18 protein-coding genes are annotated in these 17,832 nt (G+C 68.5%); 8 read left to right on the forward strand and 10 right to left on the reverse strand.

What is annotated here, in order from left to right; all coding sequences use genetic code 11:
* Positions 1–51: 51 nt before the first annotated feature.
* Both FHD67_RS09190 and FHD67_RS09195 read right to left on the reverse strand, forming a co-directional pair.
* Positions 52–840 carry an inositol monophosphatase family protein gene (locus FHD67_RS09190; RefSeq protein ID WP_045981091.1) on the reverse strand — a complete coding sequence of 263 codons (789 nt, stop codon included), beginning with the start codon at positions 838–840 and terminating at the stop codon, positions 52–54.
* Between the two features lie 73 nt (positions 841–913).
* Complete coding sequence (locus FHD67_RS09195; RefSeq protein ID WP_045981090.1) at positions 914–1,828, reverse strand: LysR family transcriptional regulator; 915 nt, start codon at positions 1,826–1,828, stop codon at positions 914–916.
* Positions 1,829–1,920: 92 nt separating this feature from the next.
* On the opposite strand from FHD67_RS09195, the gene metF reads away from it, so the two are divergent.
* A complete protein-coding gene (gene metF, locus FHD67_RS09200; protein WP_045981089.1) occupies positions 1,921–2,793 on the forward strand; it encodes a methylenetetrahydrofolate reductase [NAD(P)H] in 873 nt (290 codons plus the stop codon).
* Positions 2,794–2,800: 7 nt separating this feature from the next.
* On the opposite strand, the gene FHD67_RS09205 is transcribed toward metF, so the two are convergent.
* Both FHD67_RS09205 and FHD67_RS09210 read right to left on the reverse strand, forming a co-directional pair.
* On the reverse strand, positions 2,801–3,877 hold the full coding sequence (locus tag FHD67_RS09205) for a DUF2235 domain-containing protein (RefSeq protein ID WP_139598521.1): 1,077 nt from the start codon (positions 3,875–3,877) through the stop codon (positions 2,801–2,803).
* 35 nt (positions 3,878–3,912) lie between these two features.
* Entirely contained in the window at positions 3,913–5,067 is a 1,155-nt protein-coding gene (locus tag FHD67_RS09210; protein WP_139598522.1) for a type III PLP-dependent enzyme, read from the reverse strand.
* 165 nt (positions 5,068–5,232) lie between these two features.
* Between FHD67_RS09210 and FHD67_RS09215 the strand changes: the two genes are divergently transcribed.
* The 4 genes from FHD67_RS09215 to FHD67_RS09230 all read left to right on the forward strand — a co-directional run bounded on the left by FHD67_RS09215 (position 5,233) and on the right by FHD67_RS09230 (position 9,614).
* A complete protein-coding gene (locus tag FHD67_RS09215; RefSeq protein WP_045981087.1) occupies positions 5,233–5,664 on the forward strand; it encodes an Lrp/AsnC family transcriptional regulator in 432 nt (143 codons plus the stop codon).
* Positions 5,665–5,732: 68 nt separating this feature from the next.
* Entirely contained in the window at positions 5,733–6,083 is a 351-nt protein-coding gene (locus FHD67_RS09220) for a DUF1428 domain-containing protein (protein ID WP_139598523.1), read from the forward strand.
* 102 nt (positions 6,084–6,185) lie between these two features.
* A complete protein-coding gene (locus tag FHD67_RS09225; RefSeq protein WP_139598524.1) occupies positions 6,186–9,218 on the forward strand; it encodes a valine--tRNA ligase in 3,033 nt (1,010 codons plus the stop codon).
* A 72-nt stretch (positions 9,219–9,290) separates the two neighbouring features.
* Positions 9,291–9,614, forward strand: coding sequence for a DnaJ family domain-containing protein (locus tag FHD67_RS09230; RefSeq protein WP_139598525.1), 324 nt, complete (start codon positions 9,291–9,293; stop codon positions 9,612–9,614).
* On the opposite strand, the gene FHD67_RS09235 is transcribed toward FHD67_RS09230, so the two are convergent.
* Genes FHD67_RS09235 through FHD67_RS09245 form a run of 3 tightly spaced genes read right to left on the reverse strand, consistent with a single transcriptional unit; the run spans position 9,601 to position 12,339 of the window.
* On the reverse strand, positions 9,601–10,704 hold the full coding sequence (locus tag FHD67_RS09235) for a pyridoxal phosphate-dependent aminotransferase (RefSeq protein WP_139598526.1): 1,104 nt from the start codon (positions 10,702–10,704) through the stop codon (positions 9,601–9,603). The two genes, FHD67_RS09230 and FHD67_RS09235, sit on opposite strands and share 14 nt — an antisense overlap.
* Complete coding sequence (locus FHD67_RS09240; protein ID WP_045981082.1) at positions 10,704–10,940, reverse strand: Lrp/AsnC ligand binding domain-containing protein; 237 nt, start codon at positions 10,938–10,940, stop codon at positions 10,704–10,706. Before FHD67_RS09240 ends, FHD67_RS09235 begins: the two co-directional genes overlap by 1 nt.
* A gap of 25 nt (positions 10,941–10,965) precedes the next feature.
* A complete protein-coding gene (locus FHD67_RS09245) occupies positions 10,966–12,339 on the reverse strand; it encodes an MATE family efflux transporter (RefSeq protein ID WP_046000005.1) in 1,374 nt (457 codons plus the stop codon).
* 170 nt (positions 12,340–12,509) lie between these two features.
* Here FHD67_RS09245 and FHD67_RS09250 point away from each other — a divergent pair, with 170 nt between their 5' ends.
* Genes FHD67_RS09250 through plsY form a run of 3 tightly spaced genes read left to right on the forward strand, consistent with a single transcriptional unit; the run spans position 12,510 to position 15,321 of the window.
* A complete protein-coding gene (locus tag FHD67_RS09250) occupies positions 12,510–13,469 on the forward strand; it encodes an aspartate carbamoyltransferase catalytic subunit (RefSeq protein ID WP_045981080.1) in 960 nt (319 codons plus the stop codon).
* The gene (gene pyrC, locus FHD67_RS09255; RefSeq protein WP_046000004.1) at positions 13,469–14,749 is read left to right on the forward strand and encodes a dihydroorotase; all 1,281 of its coding nucleotides are present in this window, start codon (positions 13,469–13,471) and stop codon (positions 14,747–14,749) included. Before FHD67_RS09250 ends, pyrC begins: the two co-directional genes overlap by 1 nt.
* Positions 14,746–15,321 (forward strand): glycerol-3-phosphate 1-O-acyltransferase PlsY, encoded by a 576-nt coding sequence (plsY, locus tag FHD67_RS09260; RefSeq protein ID WP_046000003.1) that lies wholly within the window; start codon positions 14,746–14,748, stop codon positions 15,319–15,321. Before pyrC ends, plsY begins: the two co-directional genes overlap by 4 nt.
* 3 nt (positions 15,322–15,324) lie before the next feature.
* On the opposite strand, the gene FHD67_RS09265 is transcribed toward plsY, so the two are convergent.
* From FHD67_RS09265 to FHD67_RS09275, 3 genes are all read right to left on the reverse strand, one after another.
* Entirely contained in the window at positions 15,325–15,699 is a 375-nt protein-coding gene (locus FHD67_RS09265) for a hypothetical protein (protein WP_045981077.1), read from the reverse strand.
* Positions 15,700–15,872: 173 nt separating this feature from the next.
* Complete coding sequence (locus FHD67_RS09270) at positions 15,873–17,243, reverse strand: glutamate--cysteine ligase (RefSeq protein WP_046000002.1); 1,371 nt, start codon at positions 17,241–17,243, stop codon at positions 15,873–15,875.
* A 71-nt stretch (positions 17,244–17,314) separates the two neighbouring features.
* Complete coding sequence (locus tag FHD67_RS09275) at positions 17,315–17,821, reverse strand: hypothetical protein (RefSeq protein WP_139598527.1); 507 nt, start codon at positions 17,819–17,821, stop codon at positions 17,315–17,317.
* Between the last annotated feature and the right edge of the window lie 11 nt (positions 17,822–17,832).

Below are 17,832 nucleotides of genomic sequence, written 5' to 3' on the forward strand. Positions count from 1 at the left end.
GGTCAAGCGAGGGTCAGGGTTGCACGGTCTGCAACCCTGACCTGTTGCAGCCTAGTCGCGGGCGCGGATGATCTTGGCGAAGGGGTCCAGCAGGGTGGGGTTCGCCGCGATGAGACGACCCGATTCCAGCGGATCGTCGCCCTCGCGGATGCCGTGGACGAAGCCGCCGGCCTCGCGCACCATCAGGATGCCCGCGGCCACGTCCCAGGATTTCGTGCCGCGTTCCCAATAGCCGTCGAACCGGCCGCCGGCGACATAGGCCAGGTTCAGCGCCGCGGACCCGAAACCGCGCACGCCCGCACAGACGGGCATCAGCTGGGCCAGATCCTGGATCATCGCGGGCAACGGGCCGGTCCCGGCATGCGGGATCCCGGTCGAGAACACCGATTCGGACAGCTTGGTGCGGCCCGACACGCGCAGGCGCTGGTCGTTCATATAGGCGCCGGTGCCCTTTTCGGCCACGAACATCTCGTCCTTGGCGGCGTCGAAGATGACCGCGGCGACGATCTCTTTCTTGTGCTCCAGCGCGATGGAGACGGCCCAGTGCGGCAGGCCGTGCAGGAAGTTCGTCGTCCCGTCCAGCGGGTCCACGATCCAGCGGCGGGTGGGGTCATCGCCCTCGGTCTTGCCGGTCTCCTCGCCCAGCCAGCCATAGCTGGGGCGGGCGGTCATCAGTTCTTCCTTGATCAGGCGTTCGGCCTCGCGGTCGGCGCGGGTGACGAAATCGCCGGCGCCCTTGACGCTGACCTGAAGGTTCTCGACCTCGCGGAAGTCCTTGACGAGGGCGCGACCCGCCTTGCGGGCGGCCTTGATCATCACGTTCAGATTGGCGCTTGCCATCGGGTGCTCCGGGAATTGGGGTTGGCCGCGTCATAGGGCAGACGCGGCGGAAAGCCAAGCATCACGCGCCGGCCTAGCTGGACGGGCCGCGCAGCATCCGCAGGGGTTCGGTGCGCGACAGGCGCAGCACATGCGCCATGTAGGGCTGCGACAGGTCGTCCGACCGCACCGCCGCGTACAGACGGCGGCGGATCCCCTGCGGCCCCAGCGGCAGCAGCACCAGTTCCGGGTTCGCGGCCTCGCGCCGCAGGACCCAGTCCGGCATGACCGCGACGCCCCGCCCCGATGCCACCAGCATCAGCGCCACCGCGGTCAGCTCGACCGTGCGCTGGCGCGCGGGTTCGATGTTCGCGGGCGTCAGGAACTGGCTGAACACGTCCAGCCGTGCGCGGTCCATCGGATAGGTGATCAGCGTCTCGGCGGCCAGATCGGCGGGATCGGCATGGCCCTTGGCCGCCAGCGGATGGCCCGCCGGCACGACCAGGGTCGGCGCATAATCGAACAGCGGCTGAAAGGTGACGCCCGCCAGATCCTCGGGGTCCGAGGAGATCACCAGGTCCACCTCCTCGCGCACCAGCGCGGGCAGCGCGCCAAAGGCTAGGCGCTGGCGGATGTCCACGTCCACGTCGGGCCAGGCGCGGCGAAAGATGTCCAGGACCGGCAGCAGCCAGTCAAAGCAGGCGTGGCATTCCATCGCGATGTGCAGCCGGCCGATGCGCCCGGCCTCGACGCCCTTGAACTCTGCCTCGGTCGCCTCGACCAGGGGCAGGACCTGTTCGGCCAGGCGCAGCAGGCGCATGCCCGCGGCGGACAGGCGCATGGGCTTGGCGCGACGCACGAACAGCTGGGCGCCTGACTGTTCCTCCAGCGCCTTGACCTGGTGGGACAGCGCGCTCTGCGTGATGTTCAGCACCTCGGCGGCGCGGGCCAGGCCGCCCTGTTCGTGGATCGCATGCACGGTGCGCAGATGGCGCAGTTCCAGATGCATGATGAAACGCCCTCACGTTGATGTTGAAGATTATGAATTTGTCTCACGCCGCGCCTCATGGCACAAGAGCCGCCAACACGAAGGGATTCGCCATGACCACGCCGAACGTCAGCTTTGAGTTCTTCCCGCCCAAGACGCTGGAAGCCTCGTTCAAGCTGTGGGAGACCGCCAAGGTGCTGGCCCCGCTGGCCCCCGATTTCGTGTCGGTCACCTATGGCGCCGGCGGCACGACCCGCAAGCTGACCCATGAGGCCGTGACCACGATCAACCGCCAGTTCGGGTTGCAGGTCGCGGCGCATCTGACCTGCGTCGAGGCCACCCGCGCCGAGACGATGGAGATCGTACAGTCCTATGCCGATGCCGGGATCACCCAGATCGTGGCGCTGCGCGGCGATGCGCCAAAGGGGGCCGACCGCTTCACACCGCATGACGACGGCTTCGCCAATTCGGTCGAACTGATCGAGGCGATCGCCGCGCGCGGCGACATGACCATCCGCTGCGGCGCCTATCCCGAACCGCACCCGGACAGCGCCGATGGCGATGCCGACGTGACCTGGCTGAAGCGCAAGATCGAGGCCGGGGCCACCAGCGCCATCACGCAGTTCTTCTTCGAGCCCGAAACCTTTTTCCGCTTTCGCGACAAATGCGTCGCGGCCGGCATCGACGCGCCGATCATCCCCGGCCTGCTGCCGGTCCAGAGCTGGGCCGGGACCAAGCGGTTCGCCGCGACCTGCAACACCACCGTCCCGGACTGGGCCGAGGAGGCGTTCCAGCTTGCAGCCCTGGACGGCCCCGACGCACAGCGTGCGCTTGCGACCGACCTGTCGGTGGACCTGTGCGAAAAGCTGATCGCGGGCGGCGTGGACCAGCTGCATTTCTATACGCTGAACCGTCCCGAACTGACCCGCGACGTCTGCGCCGCCCTGGGCGTGCGCCCCAAGGCCGGGCTGGAGGCCGTGGCCTGACCACCCCTTAGGCGGGATCGACGGGCGGGCGGCGCCAGCGTGCGGCGATGGTGGCGGGCGATCTGCGACGCGGCGGGCGGTGCGCGGCCAAATGGCCGGTCAGGCGGGCCGGGCCGGCAACGGGTCTTGGCACCGTCGGATGCAGCGCCTCGGTCATGTAGCGGCCGGCAAGGCGGGGCGTGCGCGCCAGGAACGCCTTGCCCCAGTTGCGCCATGACCCGATCGATGGCGCCGCGGGATCGCCCGGGAACAGCCCCCGCCATCCGGGCGGCAACGGCAGGCCGACCTGTTCGGCCCGGTCCAGCATCCAGACCAGCGGGATGTTCGCCAGGGGCCGCGACATCTCGAACCCGGACAGCTGTCCGCCGATGTCGGGATGCGCGCCGCGAAACCACATCTGTTCGATCCGGCCCGCCGCATGGGCATCGTCCCACAGCAGCGGCGCAAAGGCGGCGCGGGTCTCATCCAGGGCCAGGGCCTGGAACCCGTGCTCGATCCCCTGCCCCAGATGCGCGTCGTGAAAACGGAACCGCGGCTCTGTCAGCATCCACAGCACCGGCAGGCGCAGGCCCAGGGCCATCACGGTGTCGAAACAGCCGACCATGCGGATCGGTGCCTGCGCGTGACAGCGCCTGCGCCGGAACGCGGCCATCGCCTGCGGCGTGCCCCCCTGGTGGTAATAGCGCCAGGCCAGCCGGATGTGGCGTTCGGTCGCCGCCTGCGCCTGCAGCAGGCCCACGCGGCTGATCATCCCCGCCAGGCTGCGGATCGCGAAGGCCCCGCGGGAATAACCCAGCATGAAGATCCGGTCGCCGGGGCGATAGCCGCTGGCCAGCCAGCCATAGGCATCGGTGATGCGGGTTTCCAGGATGCGGCCCATGACCAGGTCGGGCAGCGTGCGCCAGCGGGTCCATTGCTGTCCCATGCCGTAATGGACGCGGACGCGTCCGGGCGGCAGGGCGCCCAGCTGGCCCGTCAGCAGGCGGTGGATGCGGCCGATGGAACTGCGCCTGCCATCGGCCAGCGACGCAAAGGTGCCGTCCATCAGCACGACATGGATGGTGGGTGGTCTGGTCACGCTCATGCCCCCAAGCCTAGCATGGGGGCATGAGCAAACCGTTACGACAGCCGCATCACGGTCGCGTTGGTCATCGCGCCGAAACCGTTGAATCGCGTGTTCGTGACCGTCGAATAGGCGCCCGCGCCGTGGAAGATCACAAAATCGCCTTCCTGGATCGTGTCGGGCAGCGCCAGTTCACCCGGCAGGCGGTCGACCGAATCGCAGGTCGGGCCAAAGATGACGCGGCCGCCGGCCTCGCCCTCGCGCGGGGTGCCCTTGGGGGTCAGGACCTCGATGCGGTCGATGTTGCCGATGATCGGCAGCTCGGCCAGGCCGCCATAGACGCCGTCGTTCAGGAATACGTGGCCGCCGTCGCGTACGCCCTTGACCCGGGTGATCAGCGCATAGGCGTCGGCCACGATGCCGCGGCCCGGTTCGCAGACCAGGTCGGGCGCGTCGGTGCCGAACATTTCGGTCACGGTGTCGGAGATCTCCTGGAAGATCGAGGTCAGGTCGGGCTCGACGCCCACGACGCGGTGCGAGGGGAAACCGCCGCCCACGTTCAGGCGCACCGCGCGCACGCCCGCCATGTCGCAGATGTCCTTGGACACGCGGATATAGCTTTCCCATGCGATCGGGTCGGTGCATTGCGTGCCCGGATGGAAGGTCAGCGACGGGACGTATCCACGGCGCGCGACCTCTGCCAGCAGCTCGGCCGCCAGTTCGGGCGATGCGCCGAACTTGGAGCCGAAGTCATAGGCCGCGCCCAGCACCGGCAACTTGAAGCGGGGCGATATCTCGACCCCCTTGCCGTCGACCTGGGTCGGCACCTGATCGAACAGCTTGTCCAGTTCGGACCGGCTGTCCACGGACCAGGCGCGGATGTTCTGGGACACGCCATGCGCGATCTCGGACCGGGCGCGGACGGGATTGTGGTAATGGCGCGCGGCATGCGGCGCCATGCGGCCGATCAGGTCGATCTCGAAGGGCGAGGCCACGTCGAAACCGCGGATGCCGGCGGCGACAAGGTTCTGGATCACGGCCTCGTCGGGGTTGGACTTGACCGCATAGGTCACCAGCCCCGGAAAGCCGTCGATGAATTGCCGCGCACGGTCCTGCAAGACTGTCGGCGCGAAGACCATGACCGGATGTTCCGGGGCCAGATGTCGGATGACCTCGGCCGGATTTTCCCAGACGGTCTTCTGTTGTCCCATTGCGGTTCCTTTCGCACGAGGCTGGATGATGGGTTGCGGTCCTGCAACCCGGAATGGCGCTTTTGAGTTCCGATTTCACCGATGAAAAGGCTAGAATCGCATGTCATCCCGGTTATTATGACGCAGTTCATGTCATTTTGACGAAACAGGCAGGCAGGCGCGGCTTTGGACGATCTGGATCGCAACATTCTGGCACAGCTGTCGGGCGACGCGCGCATGTCGGTGGCGGTGCTGGCCCGCCGCCTGCGCGTCGCGCGCTCGACCGTGCAGGCCCGGCTGGAGCGGCTGGAGAGCACCGGCGCCATCGCCGGATACACGCTGCGCCTGGGAGAGGCCGCGCGCGGCGCCCGCATCCGCGCCACCGTCCTGCTGGGCATCGAGCCCCGCGCCCAGCCCGGCGTGCTGTCGCGGCTCAAGTCCCTGCCCCAGGTCGAGCGTGTGCACACCACCAGCGGCCGGGTCGACCTGCTGCTGCAGCTGGCCACATCCTCGACGACCGAACTGGACGAGACGCTGGACCGCATCGGCGGGATCGAGGGCGTGCGGTCGTCCGAAAGCCTGATCCACCTGGCGACCAAGCTGGATCGCGCCGTCTAGGCGCGACGCCTGTTGCCTCGAATCCCCTGCGGGCGGACACTGTGCCCACCGACGCAAGGGAGGATGCGATGAGCTATTATTCCGGCTTCGTGCTGGCCGTGCCCGCGGACAAGCGCGACGACTATGCCGATCACGCGACCAGGGCCTGGCCGGCGTTCAAGCGTCACGGCGCGCTGCGCCTGGTCGAATGCTGGGGCGAGGACGTGCCCCACGGCAAGCGCACCGATTTCTATCGCGCGACCGAGGCCACCGGCGACGAGGTGCCTGTGCTGTCCTGGATCGAATGGCCCGACCGCGCCACCGCGGATGCCGCATGGGCCGCGATGATGATAGAGGACCACCCCGACATGGCCGACATGCCCTTTGACGGGGCGCGCATGTTCTGGGGCGGCTTTGCCCCCATCGTGGACCTGCGCTGACGGGCCCGGCCGCGAACCGCCCCGGATGACATGCCCGGTGCCGACGGGCTTGGCCTTTGGCCCCGCATTCGCTAATCCCGCTGCAACAGATGGGGTGATGCGATGACGATGGACAAAAGCTTTGACGCGGCGGATGCCGAGGCCCGGATCGCGGCCGAATGGGAACGCCGGAACGCCTTTGCCGCCGGGGCCAATGCCCGGCGGTCGGAAACCTTCACCGTGATGATCCCGCCCCCCAACGTCACCGGCAGCCTGCATATCGGCCATGCGCTGAACAACACGCTGCAGGACATCCTGGTCCGCTGGCATCGGATGCGGGGCTTTGACACGCTGTGGCAGCCGGGTCAGGACCATGCGGGCATCGCCACCCAGATGGTCGTCGAACGCCGCATGGCCGAACGGGGCGAACCCGGCCGGCGCGAGATCGGGCGCGAGGCCTTCACCGCCAAGATCTGGGATTGGAAGCGTGAATCCGGCGACACGATCATCAACCAGCTGAAGCGCCTTGGCGCCAGCGCGGACTGGTCGCGCAATGCCTTCACCATGTCCGGCGCCCCCGGCGCGCCCGCGGGCGAGGAGGGCAATTTCCATGACGCGGTGATCCGGGTCTTCGTGGATCTCTACAACAAGGGCATTATCTATCGCGGCAAGCGGCTGGTGAACTGGGACCCGCATTTCGAGACCGCGATCAGCGACCTGGAGGTCGAGAACCGCGAGGTTCCGGGCCACATGTGGCACTTCAAGTACCCGCTGGCCGGTGGCGAGACCTATGAATACGTGGAACGCGACGAAGACGGCCGCGTGACCCTGCGCGAGACGCGCGATTACATCAGCATCGCCACGACCCGCCCCGAGACCATGCTGGGCGACGGCGCGGTTGCCGTGCATCCGTCGGACGCGCGCTATGCCCCCATCGTCGGCAAGCTGGTCGAGATCCCGGTCGGCCCCAAGGAACACCGCCGCCTGATCCCGATCATCACCGACGAATACCCCGACCCCGATTTCGGGTCCGGCGCGGTCAAGATCACCGGCGCGCATGATTTCAACGACTATGGCGTGGCGATGCGCAACGGCATCCCGCTCTATGCGCTGATGGACGGCAAGGGCGCGATGCGCGCCGACGGGCTGTCCTATGCCGACAGCGCCGCCATCGCCTCCCGCGCCGCCGCGGGCGAGGATGTGGGCGACGTCACCGCCGTGAACCTGGTGCCGGACGACCTGCGCGGCCTGGACCGGTTCGACGCCCGCAAGCGCGTGATCGATGCGATCACCGCCGAGGGCCTGGCCGTCACCTATCTGCACCGCGAGATCGAGCCCGAAACCGGCGCCGAGCATCTGGAACGCCGTCCCGTGATCGACGCCAAGCCGATCATGCAGCCCTTTGGCGACCGGTCCGGCGTCGTGATCGAGCCGATGCTGACCGACCAGTGGTTCGTCGACACCAAGCGCATCGTCGAACCCGCGCTGGAGGCCGTGCGGACGGGCCGAACCGAGATCCTGCCCGAGCAGCACAAGAAGGTCTATTTCAACTGGCTTGAGAACATCGAGCCCTGGACCATCAGCCGCCAGCTGTGGTGGGGCCACCAGATCCCGGTGTGGTATGGGCCCTGCCTCTACTGTAGCCTCGCAGACGGCAACATTTATGCGACAGACGAACGTATTCAGTTCTGCGCGGCGAGCCGTGACGAAGTTCTAAAGCAACTCACGTCATTTTATGGCAAAGACGTTAGCGTCATTTTTGCTGGTGAAGAGCCAACCCGTGACGATGAAACGTGGAGAACTGACCTCTTCAGTACATATGGCAGCCGAAATACTGGTGGCGAGAAAGTTTCTGACGTCTCAATTTATTGGGATCGTGACGTGCTGGACACCTGGTTCAGCTCGGGCCTCTGGCCCATCGGGACGCTCGGCTGGCCCGAACCGACGGAGGAGTTGAAGAAGTATTTCCCGACCGACGTGCTGGTCACGGGCTTCGACATCATCTTCTTCTGGGTCGCCCGGATGATGATGATGCAGCTGGAGGTCGTGGGCGATGTGCCGTTCAGGACCGTCTATGTCCACGGGCTGGTGCGCGACGAGAAGGGCGCCAAGATGTCCAAGTCCAAGGGCAACGTCATCGACCCGCTGACGCTGGTCGATGCCTATGGCGCGGATGCGCTGCGCTTCACGCTGACCAGCATGGCGGCGATGGGCCGCGACCCCAAGCTGGGGCCGAAGCATGTCGAGGTGAACCGCAACTTCGTCACCAAGATCTGGAACGCCACCCGGTTCGCGGAAATGAACGGCGTGCGGGGCGGGGGGGCGCGTCCGCAGCCCAGCCATACCGTGAACCGCTGGATCATCGGAGAGACGGCGCGCATCCTGATGGCTGTCGACGAGGCGCTGGCCGCCTATCGCTTCAACGATGCGGCGACGGGGCTTTACGCCTTCGTCTGGGGCAAGGTCTGCGACTGGTACGTGGAATTCGCCAAGCCGCTGTTCGACGGCGAGCATGCCGAGGAGACGCGGGCCACGATGGGCTGGGTGCTGGACCAGTGCTTTGCCATGCTGCACCCGATCATGCCCTTCGTCACCGAGGAGCTGTGGGCGCTGACCGGGGACCGCGACCGCATGCTGGTCCATGGCGACTGGCCGGAACTGGACGCGGGCCTGATCGACGCAGAGGCCGACCGGCAGATGAACTGGGTCATCGCGCTGATCGAGGGCGTGCGGTCGGCGCGCGCGCAGATGGGCGTGCCGGCGGGGGCCAAGCTGGGCCTGGTCGTGACCGAGGCGGATGCCGCAGCGCGCGCGGCGCTGGCCGCTAACGGTCCGCTGATCGAGCGGCTGGCGCGGGTGAACCCGGCCGCCGACGGGGTTGCCGGCAAGGGGATGATCGCCGTGTCGGTGCAGGGGGCCAGTTTCGCGCTGCCCATCGGCGACGTGATCGACGTGGCGGCCGAGACGGCGCGCCTGCAGAAGGCGGAGGCCAAGCTGCGCAAGGATGCCGACGGTCTGTCCAAGCGCCTGTCGAACCCCAAGTTCGTCGAGAATGCCGATGCCGAGGTGATCGAGGAGACCACCGGCAAGCTGGCCGCGCTGGAGGACGACATCGCCCGCCTGCAGGCCGCGCTGGCGCAGTTGGCGGCGATGTGAGCCTGCGGCCTGGCCTGCCCCCTCGGGTTGGCCGGGCCAAGGGTCTTTCGGCAAGGCGCAAGGGAGGCGCGGATGGGCTGGCTGGAGCGGATCGCCGAACGGATGATGCTGAAGGCCCGCGCCGAGGGCAAGCTGACGGGGCTTGAGGGCGAGGGCAGGCCCCTGCCCGACCGGCCCGTCGAGACGGATTCCACGGCGGCGGGGTTCCGGATCATGGCGCAGGCCGGGGTGCTGCCGCCCGAGATCGTGCTGAAGAAGCAGGTGATCGCCGCGCGGGCTCGCCTGTCCGACATGCCCGAGGGCCCCGAACGCGCGGCCCTGCTGGCCGAGATCGCGCGGCTGCAGATGCGTCAGGCCATCGCCGAGGAGGCCCGACGCCGCTTCATGCGGGACTGAGGGCGGCCAGCGCGCGAGGCAGCGCGTCCTCGAACACGTCCAGTTCGTGGATCGGTGCGGCGCTGATACGGATGCAGCGGTCCAGGGGGGCGACACCCGGCATGCGGGCGAACACGCCCTCGCGCTCCAGCGCGGCGATCAGGGCGCGGGCAAAGTCGCCATCGCGATGGGTGTCCAGCGCCACGAAATTCGTGGCCGAGGGCAGCGCGGTCAGGCCGCTGGCGGCGCCGATATCGGCGATGCGCAGCCGGGCGGCCTGAACCTCGGCCACGACATGGGCCAGCCAGCCCTGGTCGGCCAGTGCGGCCAGCGCCCCGGCCTGGGCGATGCGGTTCACCCCGAAATGGTTGCGCACCCGGTCAAAGCCCGCGATCAGGTCCGGCGCGCCGATCGCATAGCCGATGCGCGCCCCGGCCAGGCCATAGGCCTTGGAGAAGGTCCGCATGCGGATCACCCGCGGATCGTCCGCCGCGATGTCGGGAATGGCCGAGGCCGGCGCGAATTCCGCATAGGCCTGGTCCAGCACCAGCAGGCAGTCGGCCGGCATCCGGTCCAGCATCGCCGCGATCACCGTGCCGTCGTGCCAGGTGCCCATCGGATTGTCGGGATTGGCCAGATAAAGCAGCCGCGCGCCAGTGGCATGGGCGCGCGCGACCAAGGCGTCGGGATCTTCGGCGTCGTCGCGATAGGGGACCTTGTGCAGCACCCCACCGAAGCCCGCGACGTGATAGTTGAAGGTTGGATAGGCCCCGTCCGAGGTGACCACCGCATCGCCCGGCGCGACCATCATCCGCACCAGGTTGCCCAGCAGGCCGTCGATGCCCTCTCCGACCATGATGCTGTCCGGGGTGGTGCGGTGATGGGCCGCCAGCGCGCGGGACAGATCAAAGCTGGGCGCGTCGCCGTATTTCCAGACCTGGCCCACGGCCTCGCGCATGGCGCGGGCGGCCAGCGGGCTGGGTCCGAACGCGCTCTCGTTCGCGCCAAGGCGGGCGGCGAAGGGCACGCCGCGGCGGCGTTCCAGGGTTTCGGGGCCGACAAAGGGCACGGTCGCGGGCAGGCCCGCCACCAGGGGCGCAAAGGGCGGCATCAGAACGCGCGAAAGGTCATGGTGGTCAGGGTGCGGCTGATATGGGGGATGTCGAACAGCCGGTCCGACAGGAAGCGGCCGACATCCTGGTCCTCGGGGATGTAGACCTTGGCGATCAGGTCGAAATCGCCGGAGGTGGAATAAAGCTCGCTGACGACCTCGCGGTCGTAGATGGCCTCGGCGACCTGATAGGTCCTGCCGGGCTCGCAGCGGAACTGGACGAAGACGGCGCGCATGAAAAAGCTCCTGTTTGGGGGCAGGTTAGACCGTGGCCGCGGCGCGGGTCCAGTCCCCGCGCGCGTGGCCGCGCCAGAACCGCCGCATCAGCAGCACCGCGGCAAAGGTCAGCCCGACGCACAGGCCCAGCCACAGGCCCGCGGGGCCGAAGCCCAGGGGAAAGGCCAGCGCCCAGGCCACCGGCATGCCCACGACCCAATAGCTGAAGCCCGCGATCCACATCGGCACCTGCGTGTCCTGGACCCCGCGCAGGAAGCCCAGGGCGATCACCTGGAACGCATCGGTCAGCTGGAACAGCGCGGCATACATCAGCAGCATCGCACCAAGCGCCACGATCTGCGGGGCCTGCGGATCGGTCGGGTCCAGATACAGCCGCACCAGCTGTTCGGCGAACAGCAGGTACAGCATGATGGCCACGGCGGCAAAGGCCAGCGACATCCACACGACCGTGACCGCCGCATCGCGCATCCAGGCGCGATCGCCGCGGCCCTTGGCCTGGCCCACCCGGACGGTCGCGGCGTTGGAGAGCCCAAGATGCGCCATGAAGGTGATCGAGGTGATCTGCAGCGCGATGCCGTGGGCGGCCAGCTGGGGCGTCCCGATCCAGCCCATCATGATGTTCGAGGCGACGAACAGCCCGCCCTCGGCCACCATGGTCAGGCCGATGGGCCAGCCGATCCGCGCGATCTGGCGCATGGCCTGCCAGTCGGGGCGCCAGAAGCGCTGGAACAGGTTATACTTGCGCGCGACGGGCACCCAGCCCGCATAGGCGATCAGGGCCAGCAGCTGGACCACCTGGACGGTGACGCTGGCGATGGCGGCGCCGCGCACGCCCAGTTCGGGCGCGCCCAGGTTGCCGAAGATCAGCACCCAGTTCAGCGCCAGGTTCAACGGCAGCCCGGCCAGGGTGACCCACATGACGACCTGCGTCCGCTCCAGCGCGGCCAGATAGGATGACAGGGTCAGCTGGCCCAGGACCACCGCCAGGCCCCAGCCCGCGATGCGCAGGTAATCCTGCGCCAGCGCGCTGACCGTGTCGGTCTGGCCCAGCGCCTGCAGGATCGGTTCGGACCACCACATCAGCGGCATCACGGCCAGGGCATAGCCGGCCGACAGCCACAGCGCCATCCGGGCCCCGCGGCGGACCTCGGTCTCTCGGCCGGCGGCGACATGGGCGGCGATGAGGCCCAGCACGCCGATGCCAAAGCCCATGCCCAGAAAGAACAGGATGTGGAAGAAGCTGGTCGCGATGACCAGGGCGGCCAGCGGCTCGACCCCGTACCAGCCGACCATGACCGTGTCGCCCACGCCGATGGCCATGCGCGCCAGGTGGCTGCCGATCAGCGGCAGGCCCAACGACAGGGTCGCAAGAACATGGGGGCGGTATCGGCTGTGCATCGTCCTGCCATATCCGCAGCCGCAAAATGCGGCAAGGGGCGGCATTGCACGCCCTGCAACATTTCGCGCCGCATCGGCGGAAAGGCGGCGGCGGGGCGGGTCCGCGCGGCTTGCCGCCCCTGCCCCCATCTGCGATAGATCGCGCGAACACCGACCCCAGGAGGCCACCGATGAGCTTTCGCGCCCGCCATCTTCTGGGCATCGACCATCTCAAGCCCGACGAGATCGTGTCGCTGTTGGATCTGTCCGAGGATTACGTCAGCCTGAACCGTCGCACGGTCAAGCATTCCGATGCGCTGGCCGGCATGACCCAGATCAACATGTTCTTCGAGAACTCGACCCGCACCCAGGCCAGCTTCGAACTGGCAGGAAAGCGGTTGGGCGCGGACGTGATGAACATGGCCGTGGCGCAGTCGTCGGTGAAGAAGGGCGAGACGCTGATCGACACGGCGCTGACGCTGAACGCGATGCAGCCCGACCTTCTGGTGGTGCGCCACCCGCATTCCGGCGCGGTGAACCTGCTGGCGGAGAAGGTGAACTGCGCGGTCATCAACGCAGGCGACGGGCGGCACGAGCATCCGACCCAGGCCCTGCTGGACGCGCTGACCATCCGCCGCGCCAAGGGGCGGCTGCAGCGCCTGACCATCGCCATCTGCGGCGACATCGCCCACAGCCGCGTGGCCCGGTCGAACCTGATCCTGCTGGGCAAGATGGAGAACCGCATCCGCCTGATCGGTCCCGCGACGCTGATGCCCGCCGGCGTGGCGGACATGGGGGTCGAACTGTACGAGGACATGCGCGAGGGGCTGCGCGGCGCCGACGTCGTCATGATGCTGCGCCTGCAGAAAGAGCGGATGGATGGCGGCTTCATCCCGTCCGAGCGCGAATATTTCCACCGCTTCGGGCTGGATGCGGAAAAGCTGGCCCTGGCCGCGCCCGACGCGATCGTCATGCATCCGGGTCCCATGAACCGGGGCGTCGAGATCGACGGCACCATCGCCGACGACATCAACCGCAGCGTCATCCAGGACCAGGTCGAGATGGGCGTCGCCGTCCGCATGGCCGCCCTGGACCTGCTGGCCCGCAACCTGCGCGCCAGCCGTGGCCGCGCCGCCGCCGGAGAATCGTGATGGACCTGATCTTCCGCAACGCCCGCCTGATCGACCCCGAGGCCCAGACCGACGACATCGGCAGCCTGCGCGTCACCGACGGTCGCATCGCCGGACGCGGCGCGCCCGAGGAAGCCGCCCCCGAAGGCGCCTCCGTCATCGACTGTCGCGGCCGCGCGCTGGCGCCCGGCCTGATCGACTGGGGCGTCAAGATCGGCGAGCCGGGCGAACGCCACAAGGAAAGCTTCCGCAGCGCGGGCCGTGCCGCTGCGGCGGGCGGCGTCACCACGATCATCGCGCGCCCCGACACCACGCCCCCCATCGACACGCCCGAGGCGCTGGAATTCGTCGCCCGCCGCGCCAGCGATGCGCCCGTCCACATCCGCCACATGGCCGCCCTGACCAAGGCCCGCGAAGGCCGCGAGATGACCGAAATCGGGTTCCTGACCGATCTGGGCGCGGTGGCCTTCACCGACGGCGTGCGGGTGGTGCGCGACACCAAGCTCTTGGGCCGCTGCATGACCTATGCGCGCGGTTTGGACGCGCTGATCGTGGGCCATCCGCAGGACCCGTCCCTGTCGGCGGGGGCTGCGGCCACCAGCGGCAAGTTCGCCTCCCTCTATGGCATCCCCGCCGTGTCCCCCATGGCCGAGGTGATGGGCTTGGACCGCGACCTGGCCCTGGTCGCGATGACGCGCGGGCGCTATCACGCCGACCAGATCACCGTGGCCGCCAGCCTGCCGGCCCTGGCGCGGGCACGCGATGCAGGGCTGGACGTGACGGCGGGGATCTCGATTCACCACCTGACTCTGAACGAGTTCGACGTGGGCGATTACCGGACCTTCTTCCGCTTCACGCCCCCCCTGCGGTCCGAGGATGACCGTCTGTCCATGGTCGATGCCGTGGCCCAGGGCCTGATCGACACCATCGCCAGCTTTCACACGCCCCAGGACGAGGAATCGAAACGCCTGCCCTTCGAGGCCGCGGCCCCCGGCGCCGTGGGCCTGCAGACCCTGCTGCCCGCGGCCCTGCGCCTGTATCACCAGGGCGGCCTGACCCTGCCCCAGCTGTTCCGCGCCATGGCGCTGAACCCGGCGCGCAGGCTGGGCCTCTCGGCGGGTCGCCTGTCCGACGGCGCCCCCGCCGATCTGGTGCTGTTTGACCCCGACGCGCCCTTCGTTCTGGACCGCTTCGCGCTTTTGTCCAAATCGAAGAACACTCCCTTCGACGGCGCACGCATGCAGGGCCGCGTCCTGGGCACCTGGGTCGCGGGCACCCCCGTCTTCGGAGAACACGCATGATCCTCTGGGCGATCTTCGGCTATCTTCTGGGCTCTGTCCCCTTCGGCCTGGTCATCACGCGCGCCCTGGGCCTGGGCGATCTGCGCCAGATCGGCTCCGGCAACATCGGCGCGACCAACGTGCTGCGGACGGGCAACAAGGGCGCCGCGCTGGCCACGCTGCTGCTGGATTCGGGCAAGGGCGCCATCGCGGTCATGCTGGCCCGCCATTTCGCCGGAGAAACCGCCGCGATCCTGGCCGGCGGCGCGGCCTTCCTAGGCCATTGCTTCCCCATCTGGCTGCGCTTCAAGGGCGGCAAGGGCGTCGCCACGTTCCTCGGGACGGTGATCGCGCTGAACTGGCCTTTGGGCCTGATCGCCTGCGCGACCTGGGCGCTGACCGCCGCAATCACCCGGATCAGCAGCCTCAGCGCGCTTCTGGCGGCCGCGCTGGCCCCGGTCTTTGCCTGGGGCCTGGGGCGGACCGACATCGCGGCGGTCGCGGCCTTCATGGCGGTGCTGATCTTCATCCGGCACCATGCCAATATCAGCCGCCTTCTGGCCGGTACCGAACCCCGGATCGGCCGCAAGTAACGCTCAGCGCTTGGCGACCAGGCCGCGTCCCGGACGCACGGCGCGCACGGGCGCGGCGGCCAGACCGGTTGGGGTGAACGGCCCCTGCATCGGCGGGGCGGCCTCGGGTTCGACGGCGGCGACGGGCAGCGTGCCGCCCAACCGCTGCAGCGCATCGACACCCCGCCGCGCCGACACCGCGATCGAGATCAGTGCAAGGCAGGCCCCCGCCAGCAGGATCAGTGCGACCAGACCCACCAGCCCCAGAAGGATCGGCCAGGGCGGCACCCCCTCGGCCTGCCGGATCAGCAGCACGACCGCCGCCAGCAGCGCCAGCACCCCCAGCCCAAAGACCGCGGCCACCAACCGGCCGACCCATTGCATCACATCACCGCGCATCGCATGCCCCCGCATCTTTTTCGCCGGGGTGCCACCACCGGCGCCGCAGATCAAGACATCGCGGACAGGCGCGGCTCACACTCGCGTGCGTCGGCATCCGTCATGCGGGACGCCCAAGGGGGGTCCGGGGGGACGGGACGTCCCCCCGGCACGTCGCGGGACGCAATCGGCGATCAGTAGGAATATTCGTCGTAGATCCGCGTCAGGTCGCCGCTCCAGGCGCCGCGATACTTCTCCAGCAACTCGTCGGCGGGGACCTTGCCGCTGTCGACGCTTTCCTTCAGCGCGTTCAGAAAATGCGTCTCGTCGGGGACCAGGCCGTCGTTGCCCGACCGGGCGCGGGCCTTCAGCCCGCCCTCGGCAATGGTCAGGACCTCGCGGGCCAGGTCGTGCATCTTCACGCCTCCCGCCTGCGCCTGCAGGCCGTCACGACCCGCCGACCGGCGCAGCGCCTCGCGGGTCTCGGCGTCCCATCCCTTGACCACGTCCCATGCCGCATCCAGCGCCCCTTGGTCATAGGTCAGCCCGACCCACAGCGCAGGCAGCGCGCAGAGCCTGCGCCACGGGCCGCCATCGGCCCCGCGCATCTCGATGTACTTCTTGACGCGCGCCTCGGGGAACACGGTGGTCATGTGATCGGCCCAGTCCGACAGGGTCGGCACCTCGCCCGGCAGGGCCGGCAGCCGGCCCTTCAGGAAATCGCGGAAACTCTGGCCCAGGGCGTCGATGTACTTTCCGTCGCGATAGACGAAATACATGGGCACGTCCAAGACGTAGTCCACCCAGGCCTCATAGCCGAACCCCTCCTCGAAGACGAAGGGCAGCATGCCGGTCCGCGCCGCATCCAGGTTCTGCCAGATATGCGCGCGCCAGGATTTCATCCCGTTGGGCTTGCCGTCCAGGAAGGGCGAATTGGCGAACAGCGCCGTGGCCACCGGCTGCAGCGCCAGGGCCACGCGCATCTTCCGGACCATGTCGGCCTCGGACGCGAAATCCAGGTTCACCTGCACCGTGCAGGTCCGGTACATCATCTGCGTGCCAAGCGTACCTACCCGACCCATATAGTCGGTCATCAGCCGATACCGCCCCTTGGGCATCATCGGCATGTCATCCTGGCCCCAGATCGGCGCTGCACCCAGGCCGATGAAGCCCGCGCCGATATCTGCGGCGACGGCCTCGACCTCGGCCAAGTGGCCGTTCACCTCGTCGCAGGTCTGGTGGATCGTCTCCAGCGGTGCACCGGACAGTTCCAGCTGGCCGCCGGGCTCCAGGCTGACATTGGCGCCGTCGCGCTCCAGCCCGATCAGCTTGCCGGCCTCGAGAACCGGGGTCCAGTTGAAGCGGTCGCGCAGCCCCTCCAGCATGGCCGTGATCGATACGGGACCCTCATAGGGCAGCGGCATCTTGCGCGCGTCGTCATAGCCGAATTTCTCGTGCTCGACGCCGATGCGCCAGGCGTCCTTCGGCTTCTCGCCGCTGGCGATATAGGCGGCCAGCTGGTCACGATGTTCGATGGGGCCTCCGCCCTGCTGGGGAATGGACATGGACGATGAGGCCTTTCAAGGGTTTCCGGTCGGTCACAGGTGGCAACGCGGACGGGCCAAGTCAAGCCGCCTCAGCCCGGCCTCCGCCAAACGGTGCGCATCGCGTCCTGCTGTCGGGCCACCTGCGCCAGTGCTGCCGACACCGCGCCCATGTCCAGACCGGGCAGCGCGGTGAAGGCATCGGCCAGCGCCCCGGCCCCCGCCGCGTCGGCGGGGATCAGCAACGCCTCGCCCGACTGGCTGCGCAGGCGCCAATGCGCATGGCCGTCCAGCCGCAGCAGGCGGATCTCTATCAGGTCGCGCAGGGGAATCTCTCCGCCCATGTCGGTCGCGCCGTAATAGCGGATCGCCCCCTCGACGATCTCGACCACGCCGGGGGCGGCGACGGGGCGGCGAAACGGCGTGCGGCGCAGTGCCCCCAAGGCCAGGCTGCCCGCAACCAATGCCCCAGCCCCGCCCAGGACCGCAAAGAACCAGCCACCCCAAAAAGCCACCCACAGCGCGGCCAGGGCCAGCGCCGCAAAGATCAGCAGTTCGGAATGGGTGCGCAGCAGGCCGCGCAGGTCAGGCCGGATCACTGGCGGCGGCC

This window comes from Paracoccus haeundaensis, assembly GCF_006239215.1.
Lineage (GTDB): Bacteria > Pseudomonadota > Alphaproteobacteria > Rhodobacterales > Rhodobacteraceae > Paracoccus > Paracoccus marcusii.

What these genes read in the sequence shown, in the direction of transcription:
- FHD67_RS09250 (WP_045981080.1), top strand. Translation starts at nt 12,510, where the DNA reads ATGAGCTTTCGCGCCCGCCATCTTCTGGGCATCGACCATCTCAAGCCC.
- FHD67_RS09265 (WP_045981077.1), bottom strand. Translation starts at nt 15,699, where the DNA reads ATGCGCGGTGATGTGATGCAATGGGTCGGCCGGTTGGTGGCCGCGGTC.
- FHD67_RS09190 (WP_045981091.1), bottom strand. Translation starts at nt 840, where the DNA reads ATGGCAAGCGCCAATCTGAACGTGATGATCAAGGCCGCCCGCAAGGCG.
- FHD67_RS09240 (WP_045981082.1), bottom strand. Translation starts at nt 10,940, where the DNA reads ATGCGCGCCGTCTTCGTCCAGTTCCGCTGCGAGCCCGGCAGGACCTAT.
- FHD67_RS09205 (WP_139598521.1), bottom strand. Translation starts at nt 3,877, where the DNA reads ATGAGCGTGACCAGACCACCCACCATCCATGTCGTGCTGATGGACGGC.
- FHD67_RS09210 (WP_139598522.1), bottom strand. Translation starts at nt 5,067, where the DNA reads ATGGGACAACAGAAGACCGTCTGGGAAAATCCGGCCGAGGTCATCCGA.
- FHD67_RS09235 (WP_139598526.1), bottom strand. Translation starts at nt 10,704, where the DNA reads ATGCCGCCCTTTGCGCCCCTGGTGGCGGGCCTGCCCGCGACCGTGCCC.
- FHD67_RS09195 (WP_045981090.1), bottom strand. Translation starts at nt 1,828, where the DNA reads ATGCATCTGGAACTGCGCCATCTGCGCACCGTGCATGCGATCCACGAA.
- FHD67_RS09220 (WP_139598523.1), top strand. Translation starts at nt 5,733, where the DNA reads ATGAGCTATTATTCCGGCTTCGTGCTGGCCGTGCCCGCGGACAAGCGC.
- FHD67_RS09270 (WP_046000002.1), bottom strand. Translation starts at nt 17,243, where the DNA reads ATGTCCATTCCCCAGCAGGGCGGAGGCCCCATCGAACATCGTGACCAG.
- FHD67_RS09245 (WP_046000005.1), bottom strand. Translation starts at nt 12,339, where the DNA reads ATGCACAGCCGATACCGCCCCCATGTTCTTGCGACCCTGTCGTTGGGC.
- FHD67_RS09230 (WP_139598525.1), top strand. Translation starts at nt 9,291, where the DNA reads ATGGGCTGGCTGGAGCGGATCGCCGAACGGATGATGCTGAAGGCCCGC.
- pyrC (WP_046000004.1), top strand. Translation starts at nt 13,469, where the DNA reads ATGGACCTGATCTTCCGCAACGCCCGCCTGATCGACCCCGAGGCCCAG.
- plsY (WP_046000003.1), top strand. Translation starts at nt 14,746, where the DNA reads ATGATCCTCTGGGCGATCTTCGGCTATCTTCTGGGCTCTGTCCCCTTC.
- metF (WP_045981089.1), top strand. Translation starts at nt 1,921, where the DNA reads ATGACCACGCCGAACGTCAGCTTTGAGTTCTTCCCGCCCAAGACGCTG.
- FHD67_RS09225 (WP_139598524.1), top strand. Translation starts at nt 6,186, where the DNA reads ATGACGATGGACAAAAGCTTTGACGCGGCGGATGCCGAGGCCCGGATC.